Source organism: Sphaerospermopsis sp. FACHB-1094, from assembly GCF_014696195.1.
GTDB classification, from domain to species: Bacteria; Cyanobacteriota; Cyanobacteriia; order Cyanobacteriales; family Nostocaceae; genus Sphaerospermopsis; species Sphaerospermopsis kisseleviana.
On record NZ_JACJPT010000021.1, the window covers coordinates 1 to 24,558 of the forward strand.

The window sequence follows — 24,558 nt, forward strand, 5'->3', positions numbered from 1 at the left end:
TCAAACATGGGCTGTGTGTGGCTTTCGAGTTATCGTTGTGGAAGACTATAACTCTACTACATCAGCCCTCTTTTTATACTCTTTTTTTGGCTAAGGTATTGTTAATTGCAGATTGATTTTATAATTTGTGTATTCTTCCGAGCGACTACAAACCACTAAATACTGCGATCTCCATTCACTTTGCAAAAATTTATTAATATTATTGACACAAGCTTCCTGACGTGCTGACTCTAGTTCATCCAACCCATCCAACATTGGTAACAACTTGGCATCATCCAACCACTTTGCACCAATATCCTGACGCACTACATATTTCGACTTTAATTCCAGCACCAACCAATCCCGCATCGACTGCTTATCATACTTCCAAGCCGAGAGGTTAAACAATACTGGAATTGGATAATCAGCATCTTGTTCTGCCCGTGCAATTAAAGCTTTCGCTAAATCTAGCATTGTAGTAGTTTTCCCAGCACCAGGATTTCCCAGAATTAGCAACTTACCTGCAATTTCTTGGGAGTCAAAAATTTCCAAAATTGTTGTGGTATCTGGGAGAGGTTCAGCAGGCTTTAGTCCAATTTTTATCTCAGCATCCCAAGGTCTTTTTACTTGTTGAGGTTGTGATTCTTTCCCCAAATTAATCAGCACAGCATTGTGTAGAGATTGCCTTAACCGGGAAGTCACTTCTTCCTTAACTGAGGCTAATAGTATCCGCTCGTTCTTTGGTCGATCAGGGTTGCCTACTGGGGTTGTTGTCTGCTGCCCAAAGAAAAAATTTAAGGTATTACCTAGCCAGTTATTGTTCCCCTGATTTTGGATATTATCATTACCTATTGCAGCCTGCTGTCCACCACCGAACGTTGAATTATTAACCTCCTGTCCTATACCAGTTTCAGGCAAAGATGCTTGATTATCGTCAGGAGACTTCGGCTGATCCATAGTTAAAATTTGATAGCAATAAATAAAATGCTTTTTCACACCAAACCAATTTTGGATTGTTCTAAATTGATCTAGTGTTCCTAATTCAAGTTAATAATTTATTGATTGTTTTTATTCCAATCATCTAAAGCAGCAATGACAAAGCTGGCTGCGGGATGACTGAGGGCTTGTTCTAGAGCCGCCGTACCACCAGCCCTCAACGCACTGATTGTTTTCTGCATTAAAGTTGGGTTATTTTCGATGCGTTGTGTGGCTTCTGCTGCCAGTGCCATTTTTCCTGACATTGTTTCAGTAGGATAAGACTGGCTTAACTGCTCTAGCAATGCCTGAATTTCTGCTGTGGCTTCTGCAAGGTTTTGTTTTTGTTCTGATGAAGAATAAGTGGTTGATGTTTGCACGTTATTATTACCCTGTGCTGCTTGCATCCCACCATACACATTACCACCACTTACATTTTGGGAAATTCCACCAGGATTATTAGTCATTGTATTTACCTTTTCTATTTGGGTGTTTGAATAAAAACTAGGACGCTCAAGTGCCTTCATTACCATATTCTCTAATCTGCGGATTTGATTATCTTTTTCTGCTAAAAGTAATTTAATTTCTCTGTCCGGCAAGGCTTTTATCTCATTGTAAGTGTCAAAATATTCTGCACTCAGTTCAGACTTATCAGCCTTTGCTGCGGTCTTAGCACATTCGTGACAAGTTAAGGAAAAGGGAAGATTGTCAAGGGTAGTATTAACAGAGATCAAAAGAGTGGGAAACTCAATCTAGACAAGTGATTGAGGAATTTAGTCTAGCCATGACCAGCAGTAAAAAAAGCAACAGAGACCATGCCAAAAAGAAACAGCGACCAATGGTGGAAGATGAAGTAATAGCAGAGCAATTGGAAAGATTACTGACCAGTAAACCAAAAAGTTTTTCTCCGAAGAGCGATCGCTAATGGTTATCTACGTACACGCTGTCAGATAAAGTACATAAAATATAAATAATGCTTATAGTGCTATCAGGGTTATCCAAAGATGAGATAATGAAAGTAGTGTGTCACATATTGGTTGAAATTAATTGATTTTTCCATCAGAACATTTGGCTTTAACGGATTCGGAAACCCTGGAAGAAGTTATTGAATGTTTAGCAGAGAACTTCTCAATTAAAACTCAAGGTGGATTTGACCAACAAACGTTATTTGAAATTTTAGTAAAAGCAGCAAGTAGTGGGGATAGCATTGAGAACACAGCGAAAAAGTTAAAAAATGTACCGACAGCAAATGATGTTAGATACCACTAAATTATGTATACAAATTCATCGTATCAGATATAGAGACGATTTTACATTGAAGTTATGTGTTGTTACTAGACAAAACTTCCCACGAAAGATTATTATAAAATCTGAATGCAACATAAGTGATGTTATGCAAGAAGTCTAAGAATTGTAGAAATACCAAAAGGGTGTAATTATGGCAAGAAAGTCCAGAGATTTTAAGGAGTTGATGCAAGAAAAACAAAGTTCTCAGAAGAGACGAAAACATCTGGAAGCACTCAGAACTAAAATGACAGAGGGCGTTTTTGGAGAACTAGCAGCAAATATGCTTATAGAACCCAAGGGTGCAATCAAAATGTCGGAAGTTATGAAAGATTTTATAGCACCCTATATGGATTCCATAGACAATTTAAAAGAATTAAAGGCTTTTTTTAGTTTGGCTGCCATTGCTTGGAATGCGGCAGTGTTACCTGAATCAGATAAAAAAGAAGTTCTTGATGCTTTTTTACAACAGCAGTTACTTGTATATGATCCAGAAACCCAACGGGAAACCAGAGAAATTATTGCGGAATTAATTGCTAGAAAACGCCAGCATTTTTCACATATTAAACGACTGATTATGGATTTTGATGTGACACAATCTGGACAAAGATATGATATTTCTGTGGCTTCAACTTTGTTGGAAACCGAGTGACAGAAGGCGTTAACCCCCGGATTTCTCACAAAGAAAAAGAAAAAAATGGTCAAAAACTGAGAAAATGTATATGTAACCCAAGTTGCTAGTTATGAGGAAGAGCGATAGCTACGCTGCACTTCGTGAACGCCAGGGGGGAATTTGTGAAGTCAGTGGGTCAATAAAGTAATAAAATCCCCTCCAGTCAGAAAAAAGGAGGGGAGTATGTTAAAAGAAATAATTGCCATCTATGCTATCACGGATGACTTGTTGAAAGCGATTGGACATGAAGAAGATAGTCGTAGAGTCATGAGTGATGCAGAAATTATCACAACGGCTGTATGTGCAGCGATATTCTTTAATGGCAACCATAGTAAGGCTTGTACTTACATGAAAGAACATGGTTTGATTCCAAATATGTTAGATAAATCACGATTTAACAGGAGATTGCACGGAGTTTTTATGTTAATGAACGATTTATTTCATCAAATGGGAATGATACTGAAAGAAATTAGTGATGATATTGAGTATCTTTTAGACTCATTTCCAGTACCTATGTGTGATAATATCCGCATTTTTAATGTCAAGTTAATTGAGTCAGAAAAGTACCGGGGTTACATTGCATCGAAAAAAAGATACTTCTATGGTGTGCGAGTCCAATTATTAACAACTAAAACGGGAATTCCTGTGGAATTTGTATTTTTACCTGGAAGTGCCAATGATGTACGTGGGTTAAATGCCTTACCCCTAAATTTACCCCCAGGGAGCGAAATTTATGGCGATGCAGCTTACACAGATTACACCATTGAAGATGACCTAGAACACACGAGTCAAATTAGTTTGAAAGTGATGCGGAAACAAAAATCTAAACGTCCAGATCCTCCTTGGATTCAATATATAAAACAACATACTCGTCATTATATTGAAACCGTATTTAGTTCGATTACAAGTGATTTTCCCAAATCCATTCATGCCGTCACATATCAAGGGTTTTTACTGAAAGTTCAGGCATTTATTTTTGCCTTCACTCTGCAAGAAGCATTTATCTAATCAGTTACTATTCATACTTTTAATTTCATTATTACTGACCGTCGCTTCTGCATTCCAGGAGTCAATTTTTGATGACTTTCTTTCCTTTTGAATCTCTACCGGCTACTTGGGTTATTACTTTATTGACCCATTTATTTCCCAAACTTCACCCTAGCGTTCACGAAGTGCAGCGTAGCTATCGCTCTTCCTCATAACTAGCAACTTGGGTTATGTAGAAAGCATTTCAACAGTTATAAAGTATGACCCAAGTAACAACAGATTGTACACCAAAACAGTTCAAATTTGAAAGAGAAAAAATCCGCCCAGTAGTAGTAAATTTTCAGGGTGGGAAAGTAACATCAGATGCAGGACTAAGTTTAATTGCTGAGATAGACAGGAAACTGCAAATCACATCCAATGGTAAACTGCAATGGACAGGACAAATTAACCTACAACCCCAACGCCTAAAATGGGTGCTGGAATGGGGAAACTGGGAAAACCCAGAACTCGTATTTGTCGCTAATTTGGGTGATTTATTTCATGAAAAAGTCACCTTTGATTTCATAGATGAAGCTGTGGCATATATGCTAATCGCCCGGTGGAATATTTACCAGATTCTCACCAAACGCCCGGAAATTATGCACCAGTATTTCACCAGCCCTGACCGTCTCCAAAACATTAAGTCTGCATTAGTCAAAGTTAAAACTGAGTTATTGGAAACCAAGTTAACAAAGAGGGTACGCAAACTGGTTGAGGAAAGTTGCAAATTCTTAGAGGAAACGGAACTCACATTACCATTTGATAATCTGTGGTTGGGGTATTCCGTATGCACACAAAAAAACGCTGAAGACATTTATTATTTGCTAAAAACTCCTGCTAAGATTCGGTTTTTGAGTTGTGAACCAATACTCGAAAATATTGATTTATCAGAATGGTTGGGTGAATGTATTGGTGAGGGTATCTGTGACGGTTGCGGTAGTCGGGGTCAACTCTATGCTGTTGATGTTGCACCCATAGCTGGCGCTGCAATCTGCACTCACTGTACACCCCCTCTTCATTGGGTGATTATTGGCGGGGAATCGGGTTCTAATGCTAGAACTACTCATATTGAATTTATGCGATCGCTCACCCACCAATGCCAAAAAGCCCAAGTAAAAATATTCATCAAACAACTTGGAGCAAAACCGATGTTAAATAATGCACCCTATAAAATCAGTGATAAAAAAGGTGGGGTGTTTGGGGAGTTCCCAGAGGATTTACAGATACGTGAATTTCCGTGTTAATTAAAGATGCTCAGAGGCAACCCTGGGTTTTTTTAAATTTTAACCCATTGGTAATAGTAAACTCTTGGATTTAAGGATCATATATGAAACCCATTGTTGTAAACTACAATGATAGTAGCAGAAATCAAACCCTCCAGTTATTTGAAAAAACCAACAGAAAACTGTTAAGAAAAATCCGTTCTGAAAAGAATTACCAAACTCCCAAAGGTTATATTTCCTGGCAACAATTAAGCGGTATAGTCGGTGTTGCTTTGTCCACCTGTACCGTAGAATGCGCTGGTATTGACTTTTCCTATTTTATTCACAGTCACCGGATGTCTTTATGGTTTATTCAGGATGCCCCCATTTATTGTATTACTCCCGAATTATTTGCGGCTTTTGATAATACTGATGTCCTCCATAAACCAGAGGTTTTAGCAGGTTGGCAACCATCATTACCGACATTTTTGGTGACGTTACCCAAGGGAATTTTAGAATCACCCAGTGGCGAACTTGATTATCTAGTGGTTCATTGTGCAAGTAAGGAACATCCAGAATGGGAAACCGGAAAATGGTATGATATTGAAATCCCGGATTTATATGTTCCAGATTTACACTTTGACTGGTCCGGCACTAGCACTACAGAAACCGTGTGGATGTCCAGCAGTAGAGTTACAGAAAATGGGGATTTGGTTTACAACAATCAAAACAACCTTGGTAGGAATATCCTGGATGAAAATGATAACAAATTTGTAGAAAGAGTCCGTAATTTGGTTGTTAATATTTTACTGTATCTGGAATATTACCCAAACACCAGCACTGAAATTTCCGAAACCGAAATCAGCACTAAAGCTCAGGGTTTTACTAATATCACAAACCCGAATATCAGACGTGCAAGATGGTTAGGAAAAGGATATCAAACCAAATTAGATATCACTAATTCTGGTACTCATAGTTCACCCCATACCCACTGGCGACGGGGACATTGGCGAATACTTGAATCCGGCGAAGGTAGTCGTTGGAAACAGTCTAAGCGAATTTGGATTGAGCCAACTTTGGTTAATGGTTAGTCATTGGGCATTGGGTATTGGACTCTAAAAAATGGGGAATGGGGATTACCAAACCCCAATAGGGCGATGATATATTGTTACCCCACGAAGTCAAGAAATTATGGTGACGGTTGTTTGCGTTCAATGGGAATAATAGACTCCAAATTGAAAACCCGGATGCCTACATCAATAAAGAAAATCCCTACCATTTGAAATATAATAAAAATTATCAGCCAAGTCCGTAGACCACCGGGAACGCTAGTAAGGATTGCAGAAATTCTAGACAAATTTTCAATCTTATCCTTATTGTCCTCAAAATCTTGCCAATTTTTGTTATCATTACTTTGATTTATCTCTAGTTCTTTGATTTTAGTAATCAATCGACTGCCCCCCTCTCTGGGTATTCTCAGTATTCTCGGTTTATCCGCTGCTACTTATGTTTTAATTCCAATCCAAACCCACTACAAAGCATTTAAAGGAACAGAATTATTATTTGATACCATCAAGCAGGTAAGGAAACATATTAATCCCAAATTAGGAATAGCGGGATTTGTGCCGACCTTGTACGTAAATGCCAACCAAGACAAAGTGATACTAGAAGGATTAGAGCAGCAGTTAACAGCACTGGGCAAAATTTATCCCAAGATACCCCGTGCCACAGCGTTTGCAGATGCAGCGATGAGCAGTCAACCATTGGCGGTATATGCCCCCAAACATCCGGCGGTGACAGTTTTACAGAAGATAGCCCTGGGCATGGAGAAATTGTAATGGTCAAGAAACTGGAAATCCCCAAAATGCGTGGTGTGGAAGATTTGCTGAGTATGAACGTGGAAACAGAAACACCAACCGCCACCGTTGCCATTGATAAAATTCGACTGCCTCAAAAACAACCGCGACATTATTTTGACCCTCAAAAAATTAGTAAATTAGCAAATTCAATCAAAGAACACGGTATTTTACAACCCCTATTGGTGCGTCCCGTTAATGGGGAATACGAGTTAATTGCTGGAGAACGACGACTCAGAGCAGCCAAAGAAGCGGGTTTAGCGGAAGTACCGATTATTACTAAGGAACTCTCTGACCTCCAAAGTCTGCAAATTGCTTTACTAGAAAACCTGCAACGGGAAGACCTCAATCCTGTGGAAGAAACCCAGGGAATCTTAGAATTACTCTGTATTGAACTCGATTTAAACACTACAGAAGTTATATCAATTCTTAATCAAGCCGCCAATGCCAAAAAACGTAACATAGAACTGACGGAAAATGTTTTACGTCAACTGGAAATTATAGAATCTGTATTACAAAGTGTGGGGCGGTTCACTGCTGAAAGTTTCCGTACCAGTCGGTTGCCATTGTTGAATTTACCTGATGATGTCCTAGAGGCATTACGTCAGGGAAAACTGGAATACACCAAAGCCAGGGCGATCGCACAAATCAAAGATGACGGTGAACGTAGGGAACTACTGGATAAAGTAATTAATGAAAATTTATCATTAAGTGAAATTAAGCAGTTAGTGAAAGAGTTAAAACCAGGGAAGACAACACCAAAAGAAACTGGTGACGGTTCTCCTGGACCCAATCAACAAATGTTGAGGGGGTTCTCTATGGGGTTCTTTGACTGCGGTGGTGTCAGCACCTGATAAAAAACTTTGGATTTGTGTCATGATTTATTTACCTGTATGGGTTAAGGCGATCGCTCACTTCTTCCCGGAACTCGGCGATCGCCTTATTTTTATCTTATCATTCACTGAGTAATCGCGCAATCTCGGAAACTCGCAAAAGTTACTAATTAACAACGGAATGCGAGAATACTAGATATCGAGATAACGGTGCAACAATGGCTAAAAAGATACCAGAGGGTAAAGCGGAATTAAGTGTGTATATAGACAAAGAGTTAAAGTTGAGGTTTAAGGTAGCGTGTACACAGCAGGATAAATCTATGGGGGATGTGGTGAATGAGTTGATTGCGGAGTGGTTATCAAGGGAGCAAAAATCTTGATGTCATTCTTAGAGGAAAAGTTAATGTTGGGGGTGTGGGCATTGTTCAATATGCAGACTGTGTTCAGGGATTCCCAGCAGTAGTAATATAATGAATAATGGAATATTGAATAGGAAATATTATGGATAATCAAACTTTAGAAGTAGAACCCAATCAAATATCAGAAGACAGAGAAATATTTAACAGATTAAATAGTTTAGCCCGCAAGTTTTATAAAGTCATGGGTTATGAAGTCAGGGAAGGTTTTGATTTTTGTAATGCCAGACATAGCAGGGAAAGAATGTGTTATAGAATGGCAGAACTCGCTTTTGAGGAGTTTATCGGGTATCTTCCTGAAGATTTAGACTTAGAAGATGAGTAATTACCGATTAAATGTTTTGAGTGCATGAGACGGGAAACCCTGACGCTGGAGTTGGTAGTCCATCACATAATCGCTTTCTAATATTCCATATCTTTCGGTTTTCCCTGTCATTTCCAGAACAAAATCATCAGTGAGGACTACACCAAAATAAGTACAATTTTGAAATCTATCACCAATCCATGTAGGGTCAATAACTTCCAGATTTTTATTAACTAACCAAGCGTGGATTATAGGAATACCAAGATTATTGTTCATTGCGAATCCTTCACAGTAACTTAATTCTGGGAAATCATATAATGCCTGATAACAGTTCTGACAACAAGATTTGGGTTCACCTTGAAATGGTGATTTTATTTGTTTGGTAAAGGGTTGACCGTAAGCTAGAACTAAACAATCTACACTTTTATAAAGAAAATCAGAGTTTTTGTTTAGTTTATTATACAGTTCTGCTCTTTGCTGAAGGATTGTTATTAGTCGTTCTAGATTATTGTTCATGATGCAAATACTTATTAGACATCCTAACCACCCACTTCATCATGTGTTGCAAAAATTACGTCGCCTCTAATTGATTGTTGAGCTAGTTGGGAGGCTTTGTCATTCAGTGGTAGATTTTTGGCGATCGCATCTTCATTTATCATCAGGAGTCCCCCGTCAACATTGACTTGTTCAAAATATCCATCAATCAGTGTTTGAATTTGGTTGAGACTTTCTAGGGTGATTTTTGTTTCTGTTCCGTCGGTTTTCAGTAATGTAGCCATTTGTTATTATCCAATTATCATTTCATTATTATTACATATTAGCCCACCAATATTTATGTATTCCATGTAATTTTGAACCACACACCATATGTTCATCACCCCAAACTAATACACTGCCGTCCCCGCATTCGAGACCATCACCTTCGGCATATCGTGTCAGTTCCATCATCACTTTAATAATCATTCTTTCACTAGGATTAATTTTATAATGTTCTAATAATAAACTTTTAATATCCTTGACACACACTCCATCAAATAATCGTGGTTTTTCTTGCAGAATCTTCACAATTAATTCTTTTAAATCTACTGCTTTCATGGTTTACTATGTTTTGATAATTTCATTAGTTCTGCCAATTTCCGATTCAGAATTTCCCCGTCACTTTCGGGTTCACCATCATCATTAACACAACGTTCCTGTTCTAACCATTTTACAATATTTTCCTGGGGTTTAAAGACAATTACCTTTGGTGCTTGATGATATCTCTGTAAACTTTGTTGATCGGGTTTATTCTCATTAAACTCTGGCATTACTTCTATTTTTAAATATCCCCCTTTACTTTGGTGTTGCCAACGACTGTTATACTGTTCAAAGTTTTTCTCTGCACCTTTTGGGGTTTTCCAGCGTTTACATAAATATAAATCCCGATTAGTCCAGTTATATTCATAACCGCTAAGATATAACCAACCCAAGGGTTCATGATCTTTACTGTAACATTGGTATCCGTAGTACATTAATCCTGAGATAAACTAATTAGGCGATTCCACATTGCTAGTATATCAATATCTTGTTCTCGATATAGCAGTTGTTTAAATTGGGGAAACTCCCGACGATATACCTGATAAATTCTAGAATCATGCTCAAAATTAAATTCTGTGTTGGTGATTCTATCTGCTAATTTAAGTATTAAGGCTTTTTTGTTAGCTATTATTTTCGGTGCTGTCTTAGCAAATTTCTCCATTCTATTTTTCCCCGGTTCATTCGTTACCGCCCAAACAATATCCGCTATTTCCTGATTAAATTCACTTACTATCATTTCATAAGTTGTATCTGTGTCTTCTATGGTATCATGTAACCATGCACTACTGATAATTGCATCATCTTCTGCATAACCATATTCTTTCAAAATATTCACTACATAATTTAGATGATACGAGTAGGGATGCTCACCATATTTTTGAGTACCGTGTTTAGCTATAGCAAATTCTTGGGTTTTATCTTGGATGGTCATATTATTTGTAACGTTCTGTAATAATATTTAGTAACTTGGCAATTTGTTCAGGGGTGGGCTTGTTGTCAAATAAAATATTGATAACTGATAAGTTACGCCGAGTTAATATTCGTTCAATATTTGCTGGCAGATTATCATAAGTGTAACCGTTTAATTGCGTCATAAATTCCAACCCAGTCAACGGAAACCTATTCTTCAAATAATCCACAATTGCTTTGATTCTTTGTTTTCCATCAATCACTTTATAATTGTTACAGTAAGTGGTTTCTGATACAATAATTGGTGGCACTGGAAAATTTGCAATAAAAGATTCTATTAACTTTGATTTCTTTTGTATATCCCAGTTATTATCACTTTCATCAATTATCATGTAATTAGGATTTCCCGCAATTTTGTTCACCAATTCTGGTAATTTCATCCGGTCCTGTTCTTGTAATACAGGATATTTATTATTTATTATCTCCTGATCCGCCATCATAATTCACCACCATCCTCTATAATTTCAGTTGGTGTTTTCCCAATGGGGTTATAATTTAATGGTAATCTCAAAAACTCCGATGCCCAATAACTTTTTTGGGTTTCTCTCTCGTACTGGACAACTTCATCATAAGACCCAATACCACAAGTGTTGAATCCTGCAATAAAACTTTACAATCTTGGCGTTTTACCCAGGTAAAACCTATTGTCTATTGAGAATAGAGTCATTAATTGCTGAAATTTGGTATCACTGATACCAATGCACAAATTGGACAATATCCTCAAAATCTTAACATTCAACACTTCTGACCCAATACATACTTTATCCTCGGTAAAATATAATTTCACTTTTCCTTGGGTGTTGGGTTCAAACATATATCTATTATCCATTTATAGTAAATATTTCTTGTTCATTTTCATTACTTGAGTATTTATTTTCACGCAGAAACACTTTTATAGGAAATTTACTATTAGCAAAATAATCCTTGGTTTTTTCTAACAGTTCGTTTAAATCACCACCCTCTAAAATTTTAACACTTCTTACTAAACCAGGACGACTTTTTAAAGCTGTAGTTGGTACTTTTACTACCCAATTTTGACTGCGTACCTTTTTAGAATATTCAGAATACACCAGAATATAACCCCATTGTACAGCAAATTCTATAGCGTTCTGTTTGTTCATAAACTATGAAGATTCCCTACCACCCATAACCAACACAGGTTCAATCCACACCATTTTACGTTGTTGTCTGCCTTCTCCATAGGGTTGATTCCGCAAAAATCCCCTACGCCAATGTACGCTCTTTGCACCACCAGTACCACCGGATATTGCAGCAGTTTGTTCTCTTTTAAAAGTATAGTTTCTGCCAATCCATAGTGGCTGATAAAATTCCTGTTCCTGTGCCTTACTAAACCCCCTGTTGACCCTGACTACCTCGCTGGTGGTGTCTACCAATTCAGGACAGCATTCCATGATTAACATTAACCTCAAAAATATAGATTCTAAATATTCATTGAAATCTTCAAGAATCTTGGGGTTTACATCCTCAACATCGGTGTATCTAATCTGTCTTAAATTATCAAATACCTTAAACCTCCGGCAATAGTAACTAGCTTTATCCATAGCGGTCAAATAAATCAATTCTTCATCGGTGTCATAATGCCACAAAATAGCATAAACACTATGGTTTTCTGGGGACATAACCACATTCTTAGGCAACATCAAAATCCCCGTTTTCATTGCCCAATTTAAACTGTCTGCTTCTATAGTTAAGTCAGATTGTATCAGGGCTGCTAGTAAATCCTTACCTACCCAATATGCCGGACATTTGGCTTGTCCTACCTTAAACAGAGTATAGAAACTAATACCCCTGGAGTCTCTATCATTTTTTCTGATTAGTTGTTGTGCGGTAGGTTCATCTACAGAAAAATAAACATCAGCCACATAACTACAGATTTTTTCATAGTTTTCGTAACCATCCACCGACAGCGTAGGACGGATAGTAATTTGTTGATACCAACCCTTTGGTTTTTTAATTTTGTTCATGCTGTGCGTCTTAAAAACTCCTGACGATGCCACCCAATTGCATCTACTCTAGGATAATACTGTGATTGATTTGGTAAAATTATTGTATCACCCCTATATTCCTGAATCGGTTTAGCGTTGGGTGATTTTTCCTGGAGTTTATTGTCAACAATAATTGTATAATCATCATCAAGGGTAAACCAAAATCTATCAAATGCCCAATGATGATTTTTACATAATGAAATCCCGTTATTAATGCGGTCATCATAAAACTGGGAAAACGGCATAATGTGTGAACCATCTACAATATTTTGCCCTATATTATCTAGTACCTGCATTCCACATAAAGCACAGGTATGATTATATGTACTAACAACAAGTTTACGAAACGCTGTATCCCTGATGATAGATTTCTGCTCTACAACAAATGTTTCTTTATCTTTTAATTCGTCTGGCTCATAAACTTTACCACCCTGCGCTCTCAATTTTTCCTCTAGTTCCCCAAATACATTTATTTCCAATAATTTTTCTATCTGCTGGTATTTATCAGCAAACCACTTGTTAATTAATACACTTGTTAAAATACTCCGGTTTTCTGCGTTCTGCAATAATTCCCATAGTTCCCAGTCCAAATAAGCATATTCTACAGTTTCTCTAATGGTGTAGGGACTCCTAATTTGTACTTTAGCAGTTAGCAATGATTCAAAACCTGGTTTCATTCTATAGTGCCAGAACTTATCACTGATGAGATGATAGAACGGTAGCCCAATATTCGGTTTACGGATTGGTTCTAAATGACTCCAGAAGTTAAGGAATGTGGCGATTAACTCCCCAGACAAGGGAATCTCATTAGTTCGCAGTATTCCCAGTCCAATCATTTCTATCACCGATAACAATAAAATCGGCTTATTGGGGGCTACACCATGAGAGCGTGATACTTTAAGATTGAGAAACTTATTGGTGTAGAAGTTAATATTTTTCATAATGAAAGAATATAGATGTACTCGTAATTTACTTTATACACATAATTGTACTGGTAAATATGATTTAAGAGAAAGACAGGGATATTATATTTGGGCATTGAGTGAAGAAGCTGCTTGGCAAGAAATGGCACGACGGTATCCCCAAGAAACTGAAGCGGGGTTTACAGTGGAGGAATGGGAAAGATTTGATGTCAAAATAGTAGAAGTTAAACGTGATGAAAATGGGAATATTATAGATGAAAACCCTGAATTGGATTGATAAGTCTAGATGGGTAGACGGTGAATGGCAACGAGAACCAGACCGTATTGAATGGGTTTATCTGGGATTTCCTTGTTTAATTACTAGACAAGATATCGGTTTTTTATGCGGTTATGTGGGGATTCCCCCAACTCATCCTTATTATGGTAAGGATATTAAAGATAAGGAATTAAAGGAAATTCCCACTGACAAAGGTATTAACTTTTCTGAACCATCTTATCAAATTGATGACCCCAGAGCCGTTTGTCATCAATTATTACCAAAAACTGATGATTATTGGTGGATAGGGTTTGATTGTTGTCATAGTGATGATGCGTTTCCAAGGATTATTAGGTTTCATAATTTCTCTAGTGATGCTACCTATAAGAATGTAGAATATGTCAAAACCCAAGTGGAATTTTTAGCACGGGAACTCAGCAATGTAAAATCCTCATAAAATACAGCAGATTGTAGATCAATGAGGTACAAAATTAAAATTGAAACCTAGACACCAAGCCTGTTTTACTCCTGACTCCTGACTCCTGACTCCTGACTCCTGACTCCTGCTGTATGTTATCCGGTAGCATTATCATTAGTACCATTCTCAAACATGATAGTAAGCAAACCAGCTACAAAATTGCTTTACTCCGTGCCATTAATGATATTGTCCTGAGTTTCCCTGATTTACGTAATTCTCATAAAGATGTCGCCATACCATTAAAATTGTTAGCACAGTTCTGGGTGGCTTATTACTGGCCTTTTGTTAACCCGGATTCCCCCATCTATCAAGGTCAACGGAGTAAGGGTAATGATGGTCAACTCAGAAATGATATGTCGTTCCGTCCTGAACTCACAGCGTTACGTCGTGAATGGGAAACAATAGTTCGTAGTTCTCACCCTAGCGACGGTTTTTATTTGATTAATGAACTCAGAATTACCCGTAAATATCAAACTTATCCTAAATCTTTACATCAATGTTATGCTGCTGCCCTGAGTGCCATTGCTAAAGCTATGGAAATGCCCATTCGTTATGCCGGACCTGGGAACTGGACAGTGTTTAATAAACCTCTAAAATATGCAGATATTGATGATACAATTATAGCAATTCCTGGTACTAAATCTCAAGATAAATGTTTAATAATTAACGCTGATTTATGGCAAACTTTTCAGGAAATGTCACTCTGGATTGAGGCACTATGTATTCATGAATGGTGTTTATTTAGTGAACGAGTACAACAAGAAAAACCAGTACATCGGGGTTTAGTTTATCAATTATTAACTTATAGACCAGATAACCGTAGACCATTGACTTGGGAACGAAATAATATTGATATCCTGTTAATGGAGGGAACAGAATTTAGGTGTCCCTGGACTGAAAAAACTATATCTCAGGGAATTAATTATGATTTAGACCACATCTTACCAGTGTCACTTTATCCCATCAATGAACTGTGGAACTTAGTACCGAGTGACCCGGAGTTTAATTCATATAAAAAACGTGACCGTTTGCCATCTCAAGAAACATTACAAAAAGCCCGTCCCTATTTTGAGTTAGCATATAGTAATTATAGTAAATCGGTGTCATTGTCCAAAGCACTGCAAGAGGATGTAGCCGTGAGGTTTTCCACAGTTTTGGGTAATGTTAATTTACCGATCATATTAGCCACTGCGGTTGTGAATCTGATTGATAGCTTTGGGGAATACCGGAATTTAGCTAGGTTTTGAAGCCTCAGCAGCTTCTTGTGGCCACCATTTAGCGTTTACTAATTCTATTTTAGAAACCTCGTAATTACGACAGATATCCAAATCAACCTTGATTCCCTGGGTATGCTTTACAGCAAAACTATGTAAAGAATAACTTTGAATTTCTGAGATATCACAATTTGCCAAAGTAGTTATTACTTCCACTGGGGTTAAACTTGCTGGTAAAGCTATTACAAAAGGTTGTAAATGCAGCCAATGAATTGCACCACTAGCTGCCCAAGTTGAGGATTCCTGTTCATAATTTTCCTTATAACCAATCTCAAAAGTATCACGGGCTTCTTGTTCTGTTTTGAAGGTTACTAAACAGTTGTTCTCGGCATTATAAGCAAGAAACGCACCCTTCCTAGTATCAAAAACAATAAAATAATTTTGGGTTGTTTTCATAAGTTTGGGAGTCAAAAAATATTGATGAAGGAAGAATCAGAAATTAGAGTTTGCTTTGATTATCCATCACTATTGATGGAAGCATTAGCTGAGATTAGGGCTACTTCATTGTGCAATATGTTCAATTATGCCTGTATTATCTTTACACTTCAAGACCTTGATTGGGTTCTACAGTGATGATGTATTGACCATAGGGACGACCATTTTCCCATTCATAAGCATCAGCAAAATAATAGGTATCATTATTATATCTAAAAACTGCGATAGCTTGACATCTTTTAGTCGCTATTTCTCTAGCAATACCAACAACTTTGGCTAATTCTTCAGGTTTCATTAAATAGCCTCATAGTAAATTACTGATACATTAATAAAGTGAATTACTAATATTCATATCTATTTAGTATAATACTTATATTGAAGTTCAACAGTTGTCATGGGATATCCAAAACACTGGAAAAAATTAGCTAGAGATATCAAGGAAAAAGCTGATTGGCGTTGTCAAAAATGTGGTCGTGTTTGCTTACGCCCCGGTGAAAAACCACCAGATCATATTAAACCCCGTGCCTATAACCTTCAAGTCCACCACCACAATATGAATCCTACGGATAACAGAATTGAGAATCTTATACCTGTATGTGCATCATGTCATCTTAGTTACCATCGTGGGGGTAGGGGTAATGTTGTGGAAGGACAATTAAGTTTGTTTGATATGTCGAGATTTTCTTAGAGGAAACTTTTGATGGGTTTTCCTGGCGATCGCTTATTAACTGCCAGTGTTGAAGGGGAAACCAAGAACCGCACCCATTGTCAATATTATTTTGATATAGTACAATTGCACTATATTCACAGAAAATGGTAATCACAGTCCCCTAGTGTAAAACTGTTGGGGATTTTTTGTAATGACACCGTACCCTGGCAAATTTTCTTAGAGGAAAACACTGGTAGATTCTTAGAGGAAAAACCGAAAGGTAGGAAAAACCTAGAAAAATTGTTAAATTAAGTATGAGAATATAACTTGCGAGAACGCATCTTCCCATAACTAATAAGCAATGTCTGACCCTACCGATATTGGTAAAATAAGTGCAGTTTCCCTAGCCTTAACTACTCCTGTACCCCTAACTGAACACCCTGCTGCTGTCTACCTTGCTTCTTTGGGTGCGGGTTCTCGGCGGACTATGGAACAATCCCTGAATGCGATCGCCAACATCCTCACTGCTAACACTTGCGATGCGCTAACCCTGGACTGGTCTAAGTTGCGATACAAACACACCTCTGCTGTGCGGGGGATTCTGGTGGAAAGGTATGCTCCAGCGACTGCTAATAAAATGCTGGCTGCTTTACGTCGGGTTCTCAGACAGGCGTTACTCTTGGAATTGATGGATGCCAATGATTTTGCTAGGGCTGTGGAAATCCCCAATATCAAAACATCCACAGAACTCAAGGGTCGGTGTTTATCACCTGATGAAATTGATGCCCTGATGCAAGTTTGTTTTAAAGACCGGACTCCCATCGGTTATCGAGATGCAGCATTAATAGCGATTTTGCGGGGTGGCGGGTTGCGCCGGGGGGAAATAGTTAATTTGATGTTGAGTGATTTTAAGACTGGGAGTGTTAAAGTCCGGGGTGGTAAGGGTGACAAAGACCGCACTGCTTCTTGTTTTTTACCCTTTTGTAAAATATCTTGATAAATTACTGACTCTTGCATAATATCCTCCCGTAAAAATTGGCGAATAACATCTTTTTCAAATTTTAAGCCCGCTAAAATCTCTGTACACCCTGCTATATTTTGTCTTTCTTCTCTGTTAGGAATTTTAGCAATTTTTTCAGCAACCTGCGCTAGTAATGTAGATGGTGAATCAGTGAGTGTTAGTGCTGCAAGCGGTAATAATGCGGGATTATTGAGAAATAATGCTGAATCTTGCTCCCACATTCTAATTACATGATAGCGATGTATGGTTGTTTCATATCTAAATTCTTCCTGAAAAACTACTTCGTTATCAGTTTCTTTCAAAAATATTATGATCTGGGTTACAGGACATTTATATTGACGTTTTAACCTTACAGAATAATCTAAGGTTCGGAAATCCAAAGGTGGTTTAGATTTAGGTAAAGTTTGAAATTCAATATGTAAAATCCGGTTATCTGTTTTCAAAAAAGTTAGGGAATCAGCGCGGATAGGTTCTAATGTAAGTTCTGTTTTTAGAACTTCAACTTGCTGGGGTTCTACTGATAATAACCACCTAGCAAACTCCATTGGATACTTTTCTGACAAATACTTACAGGCATTATCATAACTCATTTTGATAACTGTTATAAATGAATTATACTAATAATAATTATATCAATTTATTGGAAGTATAGAATCAAAAAAACAGCAAAATCTATGAATTTTAGGTAACAGGTGACAGGTGACAGAAAGACTTTATTGTTTCACCGGATAAAATAACCCATCTTTAACATTTAATTTCCAACCTAAACTGCTAGGGTCACGATTTCTAGACCAGCTAATAAATTCTTTTTCACTTTGGGTTTCCCATTCTTTCATTAAACTGTGTTGTGTCACCCCTAACCGCTGCGCTAAATTCTCCGGTGCAAAAGAATTGATTTCTACTGCTTGCTGATATTGGTATGGATACGCTGAACGCCGGGGTCTATTGTTGCTGTATCTGCCAGAAGCAAGCGATCGCTCTATTTTCTCCAAGTGCCTAGCTAAAGTTTCCAATTTACTGGCCAGCAGTTCATCTTGTTTACAGAGGTGTGTTTCTAGTGATTCTAGTTTATTTTCTACCTGCTGTAACTCGGTAACTGGTAAATTTACACTGCTATCAAATTGTGCTATCACTTCCTGTAATGCTTGCAGTAACTCGGTTGTGTGTCCTTTACGGTGGATTTGTGACAGTTGCCGGACTATGGGAATCAGTGCAGTCGGCACGCGGATCATTTGGCTGGGTGGGGTGCTGTTATTCATGGCGATATCGTTAATGATATCAATTTTACATGAAAATTTCCCCTAAGAATTTGGTTTGGAGTTGCAGGGGCGAGCATCTGCATTATTATTACAGGTAATAGCTTCGCTTACCCCAGGTATCATGAAACATCATGATTATAGGATATAAACAAACCTGATATTATGGAAATATTTAATATAGTATCACCTATATAACCATATTAAAGATATTACTTGGCGATCGCTATGATGTTGGCAGTTAACGAAAGAAAGTCATGAGTTTATCAAGTGAATTATGGGCAGCGAATCACGATTTAGCCATAGCTTGTTTAGAGCATCCTTTTGTACAGGGAATTGGGGATGGTACACTGCAATCTGAGAAATTTGCTTACTACGTAGGACAAGACGCTTTTTTCTTAGAAGCCTTTGCTCGTGCTTACAGTATTGCAGCAGCTAAAGCAGCAGATTGGCAGGGATTCACCATATTTCATGATTTAGCTAGTGGTGTTTTGGAAGAATTAAAGCTGCATGAAAATTATGCTCATCAATGGGGTGTGAATATTAGTCATGTAGAACCAGGAACAGCCACCCGTCGCTACACTGATTTTTTGTTGGCCACTGCTTGGACTAAAGACGTGGGTTTAATCGCTGCTGCTATGTCACCCTGTATGCGCTTGTATGCCTTTTTGGGAACAAGTTTAGCGGCTAATGGTATTCCTGAACACCGATATACGAACTGGATTCAAACCTATAGTGGTGCAGAATTTCAACCATTAACACTGCAATTAGACAGTTTAGTTGATAATTATGCTGGTAGTTTCTCCTTGGTTCACTCAACATATCGTTATGCTATGGTCTGTGAATATGACTTTTTTGAGGCAGCTTGGATTAATTGAGGGGTGGTGTGTGTGATTTTACTGTACTCCGAAGCGATCGCCCACTAATAAATTTCCTCTAAGAATTTTGGAGACTCTGCCAAAGATACCAACAAGCGACGGTGCGGTAGGGTTGCCAGGGTTGAGCGATTTGTTCTATGGTTTTTTTATTGGGGAGTTCAGGTAAAGCATAGAGTTGACGTATTGCATTACGAATACCCAAGTCATCCACTGGTAAGATATCCCAACGGTGTAACCTAAACATTAGTAACATCTGCACTGTCCAAACTCCTATCCCTTTGACTACAGTTAAAGTTTTGATGATAGTTTCATCATCTATTCTATGTAAGTCATCTATACTTGGTAACTCCTCATATCGTTGTGCTAAATCTTTGAGGTAGGTAATCTTTGGACGGGAAATGCCCACTGAGCGCAAAACATCATCTGGGGTATTAATAATATCAATAGGTGTTAAATCAGTATAAAGTTGTAAAAATCTGTGGTGAATAGCTGCTGCTGCTTTACCGGATAATTGTTGATAAATGATGGCGCGAGATAAACAATACAATAAATCCCCGGTTTGCTGCACTTGATTTAGTCTACATTCCCCTACCTGTAATACTAACTCTGCTAAAATATAATCTTGTTTAAGTGTTTCAATGGCAATCGAGTAATTCATTTATGATAAAATCTATTAAAATTATATTTTTAGTTAGTTTCATTGGGGTTTTAATTGGTTGTTCCCCAGCGCAAACAAAACCACCTGCTAAAATTATACCATCAATTCATTTATTATTAGGAAATCCCAGCAACGCAACAACCAGCATTGATAACCCTGATAATTATTTAATGATAAAACCACAGTATGTATTATCCTACAACCGCAGTAAGGGTACTGCTAATTGGGTAAGCTGGCAGTTAAATCAATCATGGTTTGGTGATGCAGAACGTCAAGATAATTTTAGACCAGATAACACTTTACCTGAAGGTTGGGAACGGATAAAACCCAGTGCTTATAATGGTTCTGGGTACGACAGAGGACATATTACCCCATCGGCTGATAGAACCCGTACCACTGAAGATAATGCAGCAACTTTCTTGATGACTAATATGATGCCCCAAACACCTGATAATAACCGCAATACTTGGGGTAATTTAGAGGATTACAGCAGGGAATTAGTAGAACAAGGTAAGGAACTTTATATTATCGCTGGGACTTATGGCAGTAAGGGTAAACTCAAAAATTTGGTGACAATTCCTCAATCTACATGGAAAATTGTTGTCGTCTTGGATAACCCCGGTGCTGGATTAAAAGGGATTACTGCTAATACCCGTGTCATTGCTGTTAATATCCCTAATAATGAACAACTTAATAATGATTGGCGGGTGTTTAGAACCAGTGTTGATAAAATTGAACAGTTGACAGGCTATGATTTTTTATCTAATGTTTCTCCCAATATTCAAAAGGTAATTGAAAGCAAAGTTGACAATCTTTAATCAAGTTTCTATAACTTTGGTGGAAATCCCTGCAATACCATCAGGGGTAGCTCCAATAATATACACATCAATTTCTTTGCTACCTATTTTGTAAACCTGTAAATTATTAAGATTTGTTTTCAGCGTATTTACAAGAGTTTGAAACTTTCTCACAGTTTCTTTTTCTTCAGTTTTATGCCAATCTTCTTCTGTGGTAGCCACACGAAAGAAATCATCAATTCCCACAATTTTAACTTGTGTATCTTGAGACTGACCCGCTTTTTCTAATACAGTGGTTTCATTCAAGGGAAAAGATTCCCAGCTAAAAACATCAAAGGGATATTCTGATTCACTGGGCATCATTAACCCTGCGGTGGTTTGTTTTAATAGGTCTATGGTGTTGGTCATATTCCGTGCGATCGCTCTACTAATTTTTTTCCCTTATCATACCCCGTCCATGCTGGAAATGAATTAATATTACCCCACAGTAGTTAATGAAAAGTGGGGGGTTTTGGTTTTATGATTCTGGTTTATTTTGTAACCATTGTTCTAAATCAGTGACAGTGGAGAAATCCAGGAGTGCTTAACTGACATCATTTTATCAATGGTTCTAAAGTGATATTGAGTCTGGGATAATTATCTAGAGTTAGTTCTAAACTTTTGGTTACACATTGTATCTGAAGTTGCTTTTGCAAATAAAGCAAAATTACTCTAGTTCCTTGTCTTAAAATCTCAGAGGGCATTAAACTCAGACTATTACCTTTTAAGTAAAGATTTTTAAGTTTTCTCAATTTGCTGATTTCCGGTGGCAGTGACTCTAAGTAATTATTGCTAAGGTCTAAAGTCTCTAAATTAGTAAGTTCTCCAATTTCACTAGGTAAATATCTAAGTTGATTGTTGCTAAGGACTAATATTCTCAAGTTAACCAACTGCCCAATTTCGGTAGGTAATATTTTTAATCTATTTTCTCCAATATCTAGTTTTGTTAGAGGATGTTCTAAAATCTTATGAATATTTTTTTGAAGATTTGGGCTAGTTATCTGTAAGTCTTCAAGGTCTAATTCAGTTCCTTTATTTTTGACAATTCTGCCAAAAACATTATTGTTGGTCATAAATTTATATCTCTATTTGAATACCTTCACTAATAACTCGCTGTTTTATAAAGCAAAACAATAATTCCTAAAAATTCCTGGAATGTTTTTTAGTCTATTGCTTGCTGTATAGAGGCTTTGAGAGTGTACTATCTTGTAAAATAACACTGATGTATGAGTTGTTTTGGACAAATTGACACAATTTTTGTCGTCTCTCAATTTAGCGAAGGTATTCAGGACTTACACAAAACCCACTTCAAATGCTGTCATCTTTCCACCCACATTCTGAGCAGTCCCAGTGAACCCGCGAGACATAATCACGGTTAAATTCAGCACCACATTGGGGACAATAGCCTGTAAAAAGGGGATGAGTTTCTAACAGTTCTATTTGTTGTTCCTGTGATAACAGTGGTGGTTGTAAAATCAGTTCACCGTTGTAATAAGTTGCCCCCTCTGGTTGCCATAATTCTTCTGCGTTGGGGTCTTCCCGGAAATCCAGACAGTTATCACCTGTCACACCATGAGGATGTACAGCACAGATTAGGTGGGGATTGTGTGAGTAGAAAAGGCAGCGATCGCATTGAGATATTTTGGGCATATTAATTTCCTTTAAGAATAGAAGTAAGTGTATTTTGACAATAGACTTTTATATTTTATTATTAAATTGTATTTGATTGCTACTTAAAACTAGAATTATATATTATGAATAACCAACAAAAAAATAATTTATAGATGTGAGTGCTAAGAATATTTAGGTTTAACAATTATAATTTATTTTACAGAAATGATTGATTATTTTGCTGATGAATTGTTAAAATTATTATTAGAGGTAGTAAAAATAATACTCCTCTGAAAAGTTGTTTAGTAATTTAAAAAGGAGGTGAAATAGATGGTGCAGTCCAATGATTCTGGTAACGGCAATGGCAACGGACAGAAGGAATATAATCCTGAAGTCGAATTTGAGTACCTAGATGCAGACGTTTGGATTAAAACTGATGCTGAAGGTAACAAAGATGTTGCCTACACTCAAGATGTTATGGAAGCCTTGGAAGATGATGAAGAATCAGATGCCAACGGTAGTTCCAATGACGGTTAATTATTAGCACTTTAGTTTAGCTCCTAGATGGCGACTAGGGGCTTTCTTCACCATCTATTAAAAGTTTAGCTTATGTCCACTACCAGTATCATCCATCCTTTACATTATCTGATTGTGAAGCGCGAAGGGACAACATGGTATTTTAAACCAGGAGACAGTGTTTTTTATAATCCCAAGAATGTACCAGTTAACCTGGTTTTAGAAGAAAGATTACACCGTTTTGGGTTAAGTCCCCAGAAAATAATGATTGAACTGTTCCGAATTAATGGCGGAAAGGCTGGATTTTATTTAGTAAACCTCAGAGATAAACAATACTATTACTGTGGTGCTGAGTTACAAGATGTTAATGATTGTCTGCACGGTCTTGGTATTGGTTCTGCTGATTAACCACCAAAATCATCATGTCTACTAAAGTTCATTTAGTTGTTGGGATTGGGGATGTCACTTTATTAGTGTTTTACACAGAATCCGATTGTTGGCAGTTCCGGTTAATTAGCTCCGGTGGTGAGGTATTCGGTGAACGTAAACTTTATTACACCGCAGAAGCCGCAGAGAAGGCAGGAAGGGAATGGATTTATCAGGGTAGTTGATATCAGTTATTTAATTGAGGTAAGATGTTTGTATGTTTTGCAAAATTGCCCTATGTATTTGTTGGGCTTCTTGACTGGTTTTTTCCTGCACTTCAAATAATTGATTAACTGTGTCCTGGAGTTCCGGCGGTAAAGTTCTAAACTTTTCTTGATTCCCAACGAGCAACCTTTGACCGGGATATGGTGTAAAGTCTTCAAATATTGTCATGCCGTGAGTAATTAACACTGCCGATAATTTACCAACGGGATATGGTTTATTGTTGTCGTTGCTGGTATTGATTTCAGAGCATAAATAACCACAAAACCAGGCAATAGTATCAATGTCTAAGGCAAGGATTACCCGATGGCAAAGTTGATGATTAAATTCTGAGGAATGATTATCAAAGATATTATCCAGTGCTTCAGGATATCGCTGTTGACAATATTTAATAGCTGACTCTGACAATATATCTAACTTTGTTCTCTGGGGTTTCCCGAATCCTCTGCTCATGGCTGCACCTCTGCTATTAGTTTAATTTTATCAGAATGTTTGTACCATTGTTAACGTTGGGGTGGG

40 protein-coding genes and 3 pseudogenes are annotated in these 24,558 nt (G+C 37.4%); 22 read left to right on the forward strand and 21 right to left on the reverse strand.

What is annotated here, in order from left to right; translation table 11 throughout:
* Positions 1-90 precede the first annotated feature (90 nt).
* Positions 91-936 (reverse strand): NACHT domain-containing protein, encoded by an 846-nt coding sequence (locus H6F47_RS09060; protein ID WP_242027368.1) that lies wholly within the window; start codon positions 934-936, stop codon positions 91-93.
* Positions 937-1,034: 98 nt separating this feature from the next.
* Positions 1,035-1,688, reverse strand: coding sequence for a hypothetical protein (locus H6F47_RS09065; RefSeq protein ID WP_236104193.1), 654 nt, complete (start codon positions 1,686-1,688; stop codon positions 1,035-1,037).
* A 50-nt stretch (positions 1,689-1,738) separates the two neighbouring features.
* Here H6F47_RS09065 and H6F47_RS09070 point away from each other — a divergent pair, with 50 nt between their 5' ends.
* The 7 genes and pseudogenes from H6F47_RS09070 (at position 1,739) to H6F47_RS09095 (ending at position 6,230) form a co-directional block, all read left to right on the forward strand.
* A complete protein-coding gene (locus H6F47_RS09070) occupies positions 1,739-1,879 on the forward strand; it encodes a hypothetical protein (RefSeq protein WP_162501971.1) in 141 nt (46 codons plus the stop codon).
* 122 nt (positions 1,880-2,001) lie between these two features.
* Positions 2,002-2,223: a hypothetical protein gene (locus tag H6F47_RS09075; protein ID WP_236104194.1), complete on the forward strand. Its 222-nt coding sequence runs from the start codon at positions 2,002-2,004 to the stop codon at positions 2,221-2,223.
* A 169-nt stretch (positions 2,224-2,392) separates the two neighbouring features.
* On the forward strand, positions 2,393-2,890 hold the full coding sequence (locus tag H6F47_RS09080; RefSeq protein ID WP_096572938.1) for a hypothetical protein: 498 nt from the start codon (positions 2,393-2,395) through the stop codon (positions 2,888-2,890).
* A gap of 204 nt (positions 2,891-3,094) precedes the next feature.
* On the forward strand, positions 3,095-3,919 hold the full coding sequence (locus tag H6F47_RS09085; RefSeq protein WP_096572937.1) for an IS982 family transposase: 825 nt from the start codon (positions 3,095-3,097) through the stop codon (positions 3,917-3,919).
* 239 nt (positions 3,920-4,158) lie between these two features.
* Positions 4,159-4,314, forward strand: a pseudogene (locus H6F47_RS27850) (IS1380 family transposase); the annotation flags it as partial.
* A 9-nt stretch (positions 4,315-4,323) separates the two neighbouring features.
* Positions 4,324-5,181: a DUF5131 family protein gene (locus tag H6F47_RS09090; RefSeq protein WP_277877145.1), complete on the forward strand. Its 858-nt coding sequence runs from the start codon at positions 4,324-4,326 to the stop codon at positions 5,179-5,181.
* Positions 5,182-5,264: 83 nt separating this feature from the next.
* Positions 5,265-6,230 (forward strand): hypothetical protein, encoded by a 966-nt coding sequence (locus tag H6F47_RS09095; protein WP_190648706.1) that lies wholly within the window; start codon positions 5,265-5,267, stop codon positions 6,228-6,230.
* Between the two features lie 98 nt (positions 6,231-6,328).
* On the opposite strand, the gene H6F47_RS09100 is transcribed toward H6F47_RS09095, so the two are convergent.
* The gene (locus H6F47_RS09100; RefSeq protein WP_190648710.1) at positions 6,329-6,589 is read right to left on the reverse strand and encodes a hypothetical protein; all 261 of its coding nucleotides are present in this window, start codon (positions 6,587-6,589) and stop codon (positions 6,329-6,331) included.
* Between H6F47_RS09100 and H6F47_RS09105 the strand changes: the two genes are divergently transcribed.
* From H6F47_RS09105 to H6F47_RS09120, 4 genes and pseudogenes are all read left to right on the forward strand, one after another.
* Entirely contained in the window at positions 6,573-6,977 is a 405-nt protein-coding gene (locus tag H6F47_RS09105; RefSeq protein ID WP_242027369.1) for a ParA family protein, read from the forward strand. The genes H6F47_RS09100 and H6F47_RS09105 overlap by 17 nt on opposite strands.
* Positions 6,977-7,849: a ParB/RepB/Spo0J family partition protein gene (locus H6F47_RS09110; RefSeq protein WP_190648713.1), complete on the forward strand. Its 873-nt coding sequence runs from the start codon at positions 6,977-6,979 to the stop codon at positions 7,847-7,849. Before H6F47_RS09105 ends, H6F47_RS09110 begins: the two co-directional genes overlap by 1 nt.
* Before the next feature lie 191 nt (positions 7,850-8,040).
* Positions 8,041-8,208: pseudogene (locus H6F47_RS09115) on the forward strand (plasmid partition protein ParG); the annotation flags it as partial.
* Between the two features lie 121 nt (positions 8,209-8,329).
* The gene (locus H6F47_RS09120; RefSeq protein ID WP_190648718.1) at positions 8,330-8,569 is read left to right on the forward strand and encodes a hypothetical protein; all 240 of its coding nucleotides are present in this window, start codon (positions 8,330-8,332) and stop codon (positions 8,567-8,569) included.
* Here H6F47_RS09120 and H6F47_RS09125 read toward each other — a convergent pair whose 3' ends face one another.
* The 9 genes from H6F47_RS09125 to H6F47_RS09165 form a co-directional block, all read right to left on the reverse strand.
* Entirely contained in the window at positions 8,570-9,064 is a 495-nt protein-coding gene (locus H6F47_RS09125; protein ID WP_190648721.1) for a hypothetical protein, read from the reverse strand.
* Between the two features lie 23 nt (positions 9,065-9,087).
* A complete protein-coding gene (locus tag H6F47_RS09130; protein WP_190648724.1) occupies positions 9,088-9,327 on the reverse strand; it encodes a DUF3846 domain-containing protein in 240 nt (79 codons plus the stop codon).
* Positions 9,328-9,358: 31 nt separating this feature from the next.
* Positions 9,359-9,643 carry a hypothetical protein gene (locus H6F47_RS09135; RefSeq protein WP_190648727.1) on the reverse strand — a complete coding sequence of 95 codons (285 nt, stop codon included), beginning with the start codon at positions 9,641-9,643 and terminating at the stop codon, positions 9,359-9,361.
* Positions 9,640-10,059, reverse strand: a complete 420-nt coding sequence (locus tag H6F47_RS09140; RefSeq protein WP_190648730.1) for a hypothetical protein — start codon at positions 10,057-10,059, stop codon at positions 9,640-9,642. The genes H6F47_RS09135 and H6F47_RS09140 overlap by 4 nt, the downstream gene beginning before the upstream one ends.
* Positions 10,059-10,556, reverse strand: coding sequence for an HD domain-containing protein (locus tag H6F47_RS09145; RefSeq protein WP_190648733.1), 498 nt, complete (start codon positions 10,554-10,556; stop codon positions 10,059-10,061). The genes H6F47_RS09140 and H6F47_RS09145 overlap by 1 nt, the downstream gene beginning before the upstream one ends.
* 1 nt (position 10,557) lies before the next feature.
* Positions 10,558-11,034, reverse strand: coding sequence for a DUF262 domain-containing protein (locus H6F47_RS09150; protein WP_242027370.1), 477 nt, complete (start codon positions 11,032-11,034; stop codon positions 10,558-10,560).
* Positions 11,035-11,415: 381 nt separating this feature from the next.
* Positions 11,416-11,715 (reverse strand): hypothetical protein, encoded by a 300-nt coding sequence (locus tag H6F47_RS09155; protein ID WP_190648735.1) that lies wholly within the window; start codon positions 11,713-11,715, stop codon positions 11,416-11,418.
* A 3-nt stretch (positions 11,716-11,718) separates the two neighbouring features.
* Positions 11,719-12,579: a hypothetical protein gene (locus H6F47_RS09160; protein WP_190648739.1), complete on the reverse strand. Its 861-nt coding sequence runs from the start codon at positions 12,577-12,579 to the stop codon at positions 11,719-11,721.
* Positions 12,576-13,541, reverse strand: coding sequence for an HNH endonuclease (locus H6F47_RS09165; protein ID WP_190648741.1), 966 nt, complete (start codon positions 13,539-13,541; stop codon positions 12,576-12,578). The genes H6F47_RS09160 and H6F47_RS09165 overlap by 4 nt, the downstream gene beginning before the upstream one ends.
* 1 nt (position 13,542) lies before the next feature.
* Here H6F47_RS09165 and H6F47_RS09170 point away from each other — a divergent pair, with 1 nt between their 5' ends.
* The 3 genes from H6F47_RS09170 (at position 13,543) to H6F47_RS09180 (ending at position 15,504) form a co-directional block, all read left to right on the forward strand.
* Positions 13,543-13,800, forward strand: a complete 258-nt coding sequence (locus tag H6F47_RS09170) for a hypothetical protein (protein WP_190648743.1) — start codon at positions 13,543-13,545, stop codon at positions 13,798-13,800.
* A complete protein-coding gene (locus tag H6F47_RS09175) occupies positions 13,778-14,236 on the forward strand; it encodes a hypothetical protein (RefSeq protein ID WP_190648745.1) in 459 nt (152 codons plus the stop codon). The genes H6F47_RS09170 and H6F47_RS09175 overlap by 23 nt, the downstream gene beginning before the upstream one ends.
* Positions 14,237-14,349: 113 nt before the next feature.
* A complete protein-coding gene (locus tag H6F47_RS09180) occupies positions 14,350-15,504 on the forward strand; it encodes an HNH endonuclease domain-containing protein (RefSeq protein ID WP_190648747.1) in 1,155 nt (384 codons plus the stop codon).
* Here H6F47_RS09180 and H6F47_RS09185 read toward each other — a convergent pair.
* A complete protein-coding gene (locus H6F47_RS09185) occupies positions 15,490-15,927 on the reverse strand; it encodes a hypothetical protein (RefSeq protein WP_190648750.1) in 438 nt (145 codons plus the stop codon). The two genes, H6F47_RS09180 and H6F47_RS09185, sit on opposite strands and share 15 nt — an antisense overlap.
* Positions 15,928-16,069: 142 nt before the next feature.
* On the reverse strand, positions 16,070-16,261 hold the full coding sequence (locus tag H6F47_RS09190; RefSeq protein WP_190648752.1) for a hypothetical protein: 192 nt from the start codon (positions 16,259-16,261) through the stop codon (positions 16,070-16,072).
* 99 nt (positions 16,262-16,360) lie between these two features.
* On the opposite strand from H6F47_RS09190, the gene H6F47_RS09195 reads away from it, so the two are divergent.
* From H6F47_RS09195 to H6F47_RS28845, 3 genes and pseudogenes are all read left to right on the forward strand, one after another.
* Positions 16,361-16,654, forward strand: a complete 294-nt coding sequence (locus tag H6F47_RS09195) for an HNH endonuclease signature motif containing protein (protein WP_190648755.1) — start codon at positions 16,361-16,363, stop codon at positions 16,652-16,654.
* 9 nt (positions 16,655-16,663) lie between these two features.
* Complete coding sequence (locus tag H6F47_RS28475) at positions 16,664-16,786, forward strand: hypothetical protein (protein ID WP_277877143.1); 123 nt, start codon at positions 16,664-16,666, stop codon at positions 16,784-16,786.
* 517 nt (positions 16,787-17,303) lie between these two features.
* A pseudogene (locus H6F47_RS28845) lies at positions 17,304-17,519 on the forward strand (integrase); the annotation flags it as partial.
* Here the strand turns inward: H6F47_RS28845 and H6F47_RS09205 are convergent.
* A complete protein-coding gene (locus H6F47_RS09205; RefSeq protein WP_347239076.1) occupies positions 17,441-18,226 on the reverse strand; it encodes a hypothetical protein in 786 nt (261 codons plus the stop codon). The pseudogene H6F47_RS28845 and the gene H6F47_RS09205 overlap by 79 nt on opposite strands.
* Before the next feature lie 123 nt (positions 18,227-18,349).
* The gene (locus H6F47_RS09210; RefSeq protein ID WP_190648757.1) at positions 18,350-18,895 is read right to left on the reverse strand and encodes a hypothetical protein; all 546 of its coding nucleotides are present in this window, start codon (positions 18,893-18,895) and stop codon (positions 18,350-18,352) included.
* Between the two features lie 254 nt (positions 18,896-19,149).
* Between H6F47_RS09210 and H6F47_RS09215 the strand changes: the two genes are divergently transcribed.
* Positions 19,150-19,770 carry a TenA family protein gene (locus H6F47_RS09215; RefSeq protein WP_190648760.1) on the forward strand — a complete coding sequence of 207 codons (621 nt, stop codon included), beginning with the start codon at positions 19,150-19,152 and terminating at the stop codon, positions 19,768-19,770.
* Between the two features lie 58 nt (positions 19,771-19,828).
* Here the strand turns inward: H6F47_RS09215 and H6F47_RS09220 are convergent, their stop codons facing one another.
* A complete protein-coding gene (locus H6F47_RS09220) occupies positions 19,829-20,428 on the reverse strand; it encodes a DNA-3-methyladenine glycosylase 2 family protein (RefSeq protein WP_190648763.1) in 600 nt (199 codons plus the stop codon).
* Positions 20,429-20,430: 2 nt separating this feature from the next.
* On the opposite strand from H6F47_RS09220, the gene H6F47_RS09225 reads away from it, so the two are divergent.
* Entirely contained in the window at positions 20,431-21,246 is an 816-nt protein-coding gene (locus H6F47_RS09225; protein ID WP_190648766.1) for a DNA/RNA non-specific endonuclease, read from the forward strand.
* Here H6F47_RS09225 and H6F47_RS09230 read toward each other — a convergent pair whose 3' ends face one another.
* The 3 genes from H6F47_RS09230 to H6F47_RS09240 all read right to left on the reverse strand — a co-directional run bounded on the left by H6F47_RS09230 (position 21,247) and on the right by H6F47_RS09240 (position 22,914).
* Positions 21,247-21,633, reverse strand: a complete 387-nt coding sequence (locus H6F47_RS09230) for a nuclease A inhibitor family protein (RefSeq protein WP_190648769.1) — start codon at positions 21,631-21,633, stop codon at positions 21,247-21,249. It abuts the gene before it with no gap.
* A gap of 185 nt (positions 21,634-21,818) precedes the next feature.
* The gene (locus H6F47_RS09235; protein WP_190648772.1) at positions 21,819-22,337 is read right to left on the reverse strand and encodes a leucine-rich repeat domain-containing protein; all 519 of its coding nucleotides are present in this window, start codon (positions 22,335-22,337) and stop codon (positions 21,819-21,821) included.
* 235 nt (positions 22,338-22,572) lie between these two features.
* Positions 22,573-22,914 (reverse strand): hypothetical protein, encoded by a 342-nt coding sequence (locus H6F47_RS09240; RefSeq protein WP_190648775.1) that lies wholly within the window; start codon positions 22,912-22,914, stop codon positions 22,573-22,575.
* Positions 22,915-23,205: 291 nt separating this feature from the next.
* On the opposite strand from H6F47_RS09240, the gene H6F47_RS09245 reads away from it, so the two are divergent.
* From H6F47_RS09245 to H6F47_RS09255, 3 genes are all read left to right on the forward strand, one after another.
* Positions 23,206-23,412 (forward strand): hypothetical protein, encoded by a 207-nt coding sequence (locus H6F47_RS09245; RefSeq protein ID WP_190648777.1) that lies wholly within the window; start codon positions 23,206-23,208, stop codon positions 23,410-23,412.
* Between the two features lie 72 nt (positions 23,413-23,484).
* Positions 23,485-23,799: a hypothetical protein gene (locus H6F47_RS09250; protein ID WP_190562234.1), complete on the forward strand. Its 315-nt coding sequence runs from the start codon at positions 23,485-23,487 to the stop codon at positions 23,797-23,799.
* A gap of 14 nt (positions 23,800-23,813) precedes the next feature.
* The gene (locus H6F47_RS09255) at positions 23,814-24,002 is read left to right on the forward strand and encodes a hypothetical protein (RefSeq protein ID WP_190648780.1); all 189 of its coding nucleotides are present in this window, start codon (positions 23,814-23,816) and stop codon (positions 24,000-24,002) included.
* 10 nt (positions 24,003-24,012) lie between these two features.
* Here H6F47_RS09255 and H6F47_RS09260 read toward each other — a convergent pair whose 3' ends face one another.
* Positions 24,013-24,492 (reverse strand): hypothetical protein, encoded by a 480-nt coding sequence (locus tag H6F47_RS09260; RefSeq protein ID WP_190648784.1) that lies wholly within the window; start codon positions 24,490-24,492, stop codon positions 24,013-24,015.
* Positions 24,493-24,558: the final 66 nt, after the last annotated feature.

What these genes read in the sequence shown, in the direction of transcription:
- H6F47_RS09120 (WP_190648718.1), top strand. Translation starts at nt 8,330, where the DNA reads ATGGATAATCAAACTTTAGAAGTAGAACCCAATCAAATATCAGAAGAC.
- H6F47_RS09175 (WP_190648745.1), top strand. Translation starts at nt 13,778, where the DNA reads ATGAAAACCCTGAATTGGATTGATAAGTCTAGATGGGTAGACGGTGAA.
- H6F47_RS09160 (WP_190648739.1), bottom strand. Translation starts at nt 12,579, where the DNA reads ATGAACAAAATTAAAAAACCAAAGGGTTGGTATCAACAAATTACTATC.
- H6F47_RS09170 (WP_190648743.1), top strand. Translation starts at nt 13,543, where the DNA reads ATGAAAGAATATAGATGTACTCGTAATTTACTTTATACACATAATTGT.
- H6F47_RS09225 (WP_190648766.1), top strand. Translation starts at nt 20,431, where the DNA reads ATGATAAAATCTATTAAAATTATATTTTTAGTTAGTTTCATTGGGGTT.
- H6F47_RS09060 (WP_242027368.1), bottom strand. Translation starts at nt 936, where the DNA reads ATGGATCAGCCGAAGTCTCCTGACGATAATCAAGCATCTTTGCCTGAA.
- H6F47_RS09165 (WP_190648741.1), bottom strand. Translation starts at nt 13,541, where the DNA reads ATGAAAAATATTAACTTCTACACCAATAAGTTTCTCAATCTTAAAGTA.
- H6F47_RS09215 (WP_190648760.1), top strand. Translation starts at nt 19,150, where the DNA reads ATGAGTTTATCAAGTGAATTATGGGCAGCGAATCACGATTTAGCCATA.
- H6F47_RS09240 (WP_190648775.1), bottom strand. Translation starts at nt 22,914, where the DNA reads ATGCCCAAAATATCTCAATGCGATCGCTGCCTTTTCTACTCACACAAT.
- H6F47_RS09085 (WP_096572937.1), top strand. Translation starts at nt 3,095, where the DNA reads ATGTTAAAAGAAATAATTGCCATCTATGCTATCACGGATGACTTGTTG.
- H6F47_RS09110 (WP_190648713.1), top strand. Translation starts at nt 6,977, where the DNA reads ATGGTCAAGAAACTGGAAATCCCCAAAATGCGTGGTGTGGAAGATTTG.
- H6F47_RS09235 (WP_190648772.1), bottom strand. Translation starts at nt 22,337, where the DNA reads ATGACCAACAATAATGTTTTTGGCAGAATTGTCAAAAATAAAGGAACT.
- H6F47_RS09205 (WP_347239076.1), bottom strand. Translation starts at nt 18,226, where the DNA reads ATGAGTTATGATAATGCCTGTAAGTATTTGTCAGAAAAGTATCCAATG.
- H6F47_RS09260 (WP_190648784.1), bottom strand. Translation starts at nt 24,492, where the DNA reads ATGAGCAGAGGATTCGGGAAACCCCAGAGAACAAAGTTAGATATATTG.
- H6F47_RS09125 (WP_190648721.1), bottom strand. Translation starts at nt 9,064, where the DNA reads ATGAACAATAATCTAGAACGACTAATAACAATCCTTCAGCAAAGAGCA.
- H6F47_RS09180 (WP_190648747.1), top strand. Translation starts at nt 14,350, where the DNA reads ATGTTATCCGGTAGCATTATCATTAGTACCATTCTCAAACATGATAGT.
- H6F47_RS09250 (WP_190562234.1), top strand. Translation starts at nt 23,485, where the DNA reads ATGTCCACTACCAGTATCATCCATCCTTTACATTATCTGATTGTGAAG.
- H6F47_RS09095 (WP_190648706.1), top strand. Translation starts at nt 5,265, where the DNA reads ATGAAACCCATTGTTGTAAACTACAATGATAGTAGCAGAAATCAAACC.
- H6F47_RS09130 (WP_190648724.1), bottom strand. Translation starts at nt 9,327, where the DNA reads ATGGCTACATTACTGAAAACCGACGGAACAGAAACAAAAATCACCCTA.
- H6F47_RS09245 (WP_190648777.1), top strand. Translation starts at nt 23,206, where the DNA reads ATGGTGCAGTCCAATGATTCTGGTAACGGCAATGGCAACGGACAGAAG.
- H6F47_RS09210 (WP_190648757.1), bottom strand. Translation starts at nt 18,895, where the DNA reads ATGAATAACAGCACCCCACCCAGCCAAATGATCCGCGTGCCGACTGCA.
- H6F47_RS09195 (WP_190648755.1), top strand. Translation starts at nt 16,361, where the DNA reads ATGGGATATCCAAAACACTGGAAAAAATTAGCTAGAGATATCAAGGAA.
- H6F47_RS09190 (WP_190648752.1), bottom strand. Translation starts at nt 16,261, where the DNA reads ATGAAACCTGAAGAATTAGCCAAAGTTGTTGGTATTGCTAGAGAAATA.
- H6F47_RS09070 (WP_162501971.1), top strand. Translation starts at nt 1,739, where the DNA reads ATGACCAGCAGTAAAAAAAGCAACAGAGACCATGCCAAAAAGAAACAG.
- H6F47_RS09135 (WP_190648727.1), bottom strand. Translation starts at nt 9,643, where the DNA reads ATGAAAGCAGTAGATTTAAAAGAATTAATTGTGAAGATTCTGCAAGAA.
- H6F47_RS09145 (WP_190648733.1), bottom strand. Translation starts at nt 10,556, where the DNA reads ATGACCATCCAAGATAAAACCCAAGAATTTGCTATAGCTAAACACGGT.
- H6F47_RS09220 (WP_190648763.1), bottom strand. Translation starts at nt 20,428, where the DNA reads ATGAATTACTCGATTGCCATTGAAACACTTAAACAAGATTATATTTTA.
- H6F47_RS09185 (WP_190648750.1), bottom strand. Translation starts at nt 15,927, where the DNA reads ATGAAAACAACCCAAAATTATTTTATTGTTTTTGATACTAGGAAGGGT.
- H6F47_RS09140 (WP_190648730.1), bottom strand. Translation starts at nt 10,059, where the DNA reads ATGTACTACGGATACCAATGTTACAGTAAAGATCATGAACCCTTGGGT.
- H6F47_RS09150 (WP_242027370.1), bottom strand. Translation starts at nt 11,034, where the DNA reads ATGATGGCGGATCAGGAGATAATAAATAATAAATATCCTGTATTACAA.
- H6F47_RS09080 (WP_096572938.1), top strand. Translation starts at nt 2,393, where the DNA reads ATGGCAAGAAAGTCCAGAGATTTTAAGGAGTTGATGCAAGAAAAACAA.
- H6F47_RS09230 (WP_190648769.1), bottom strand. Translation starts at nt 21,633, where the DNA reads ATGACCAACACCATAGACCTATTAAAACAAACCACCGCAGGGTTAATG.
- H6F47_RS09155 (WP_190648735.1), bottom strand. Translation starts at nt 11,715, where the DNA reads ATGAACAAACAGAACGCTATAGAATTTGCTGTACAATGGGGTTATATT.
- H6F47_RS09255 (WP_190648780.1), top strand. Translation starts at nt 23,814, where the DNA reads ATGTCTACTAAAGTTCATTTAGTTGTTGGGATTGGGGATGTCACTTTA.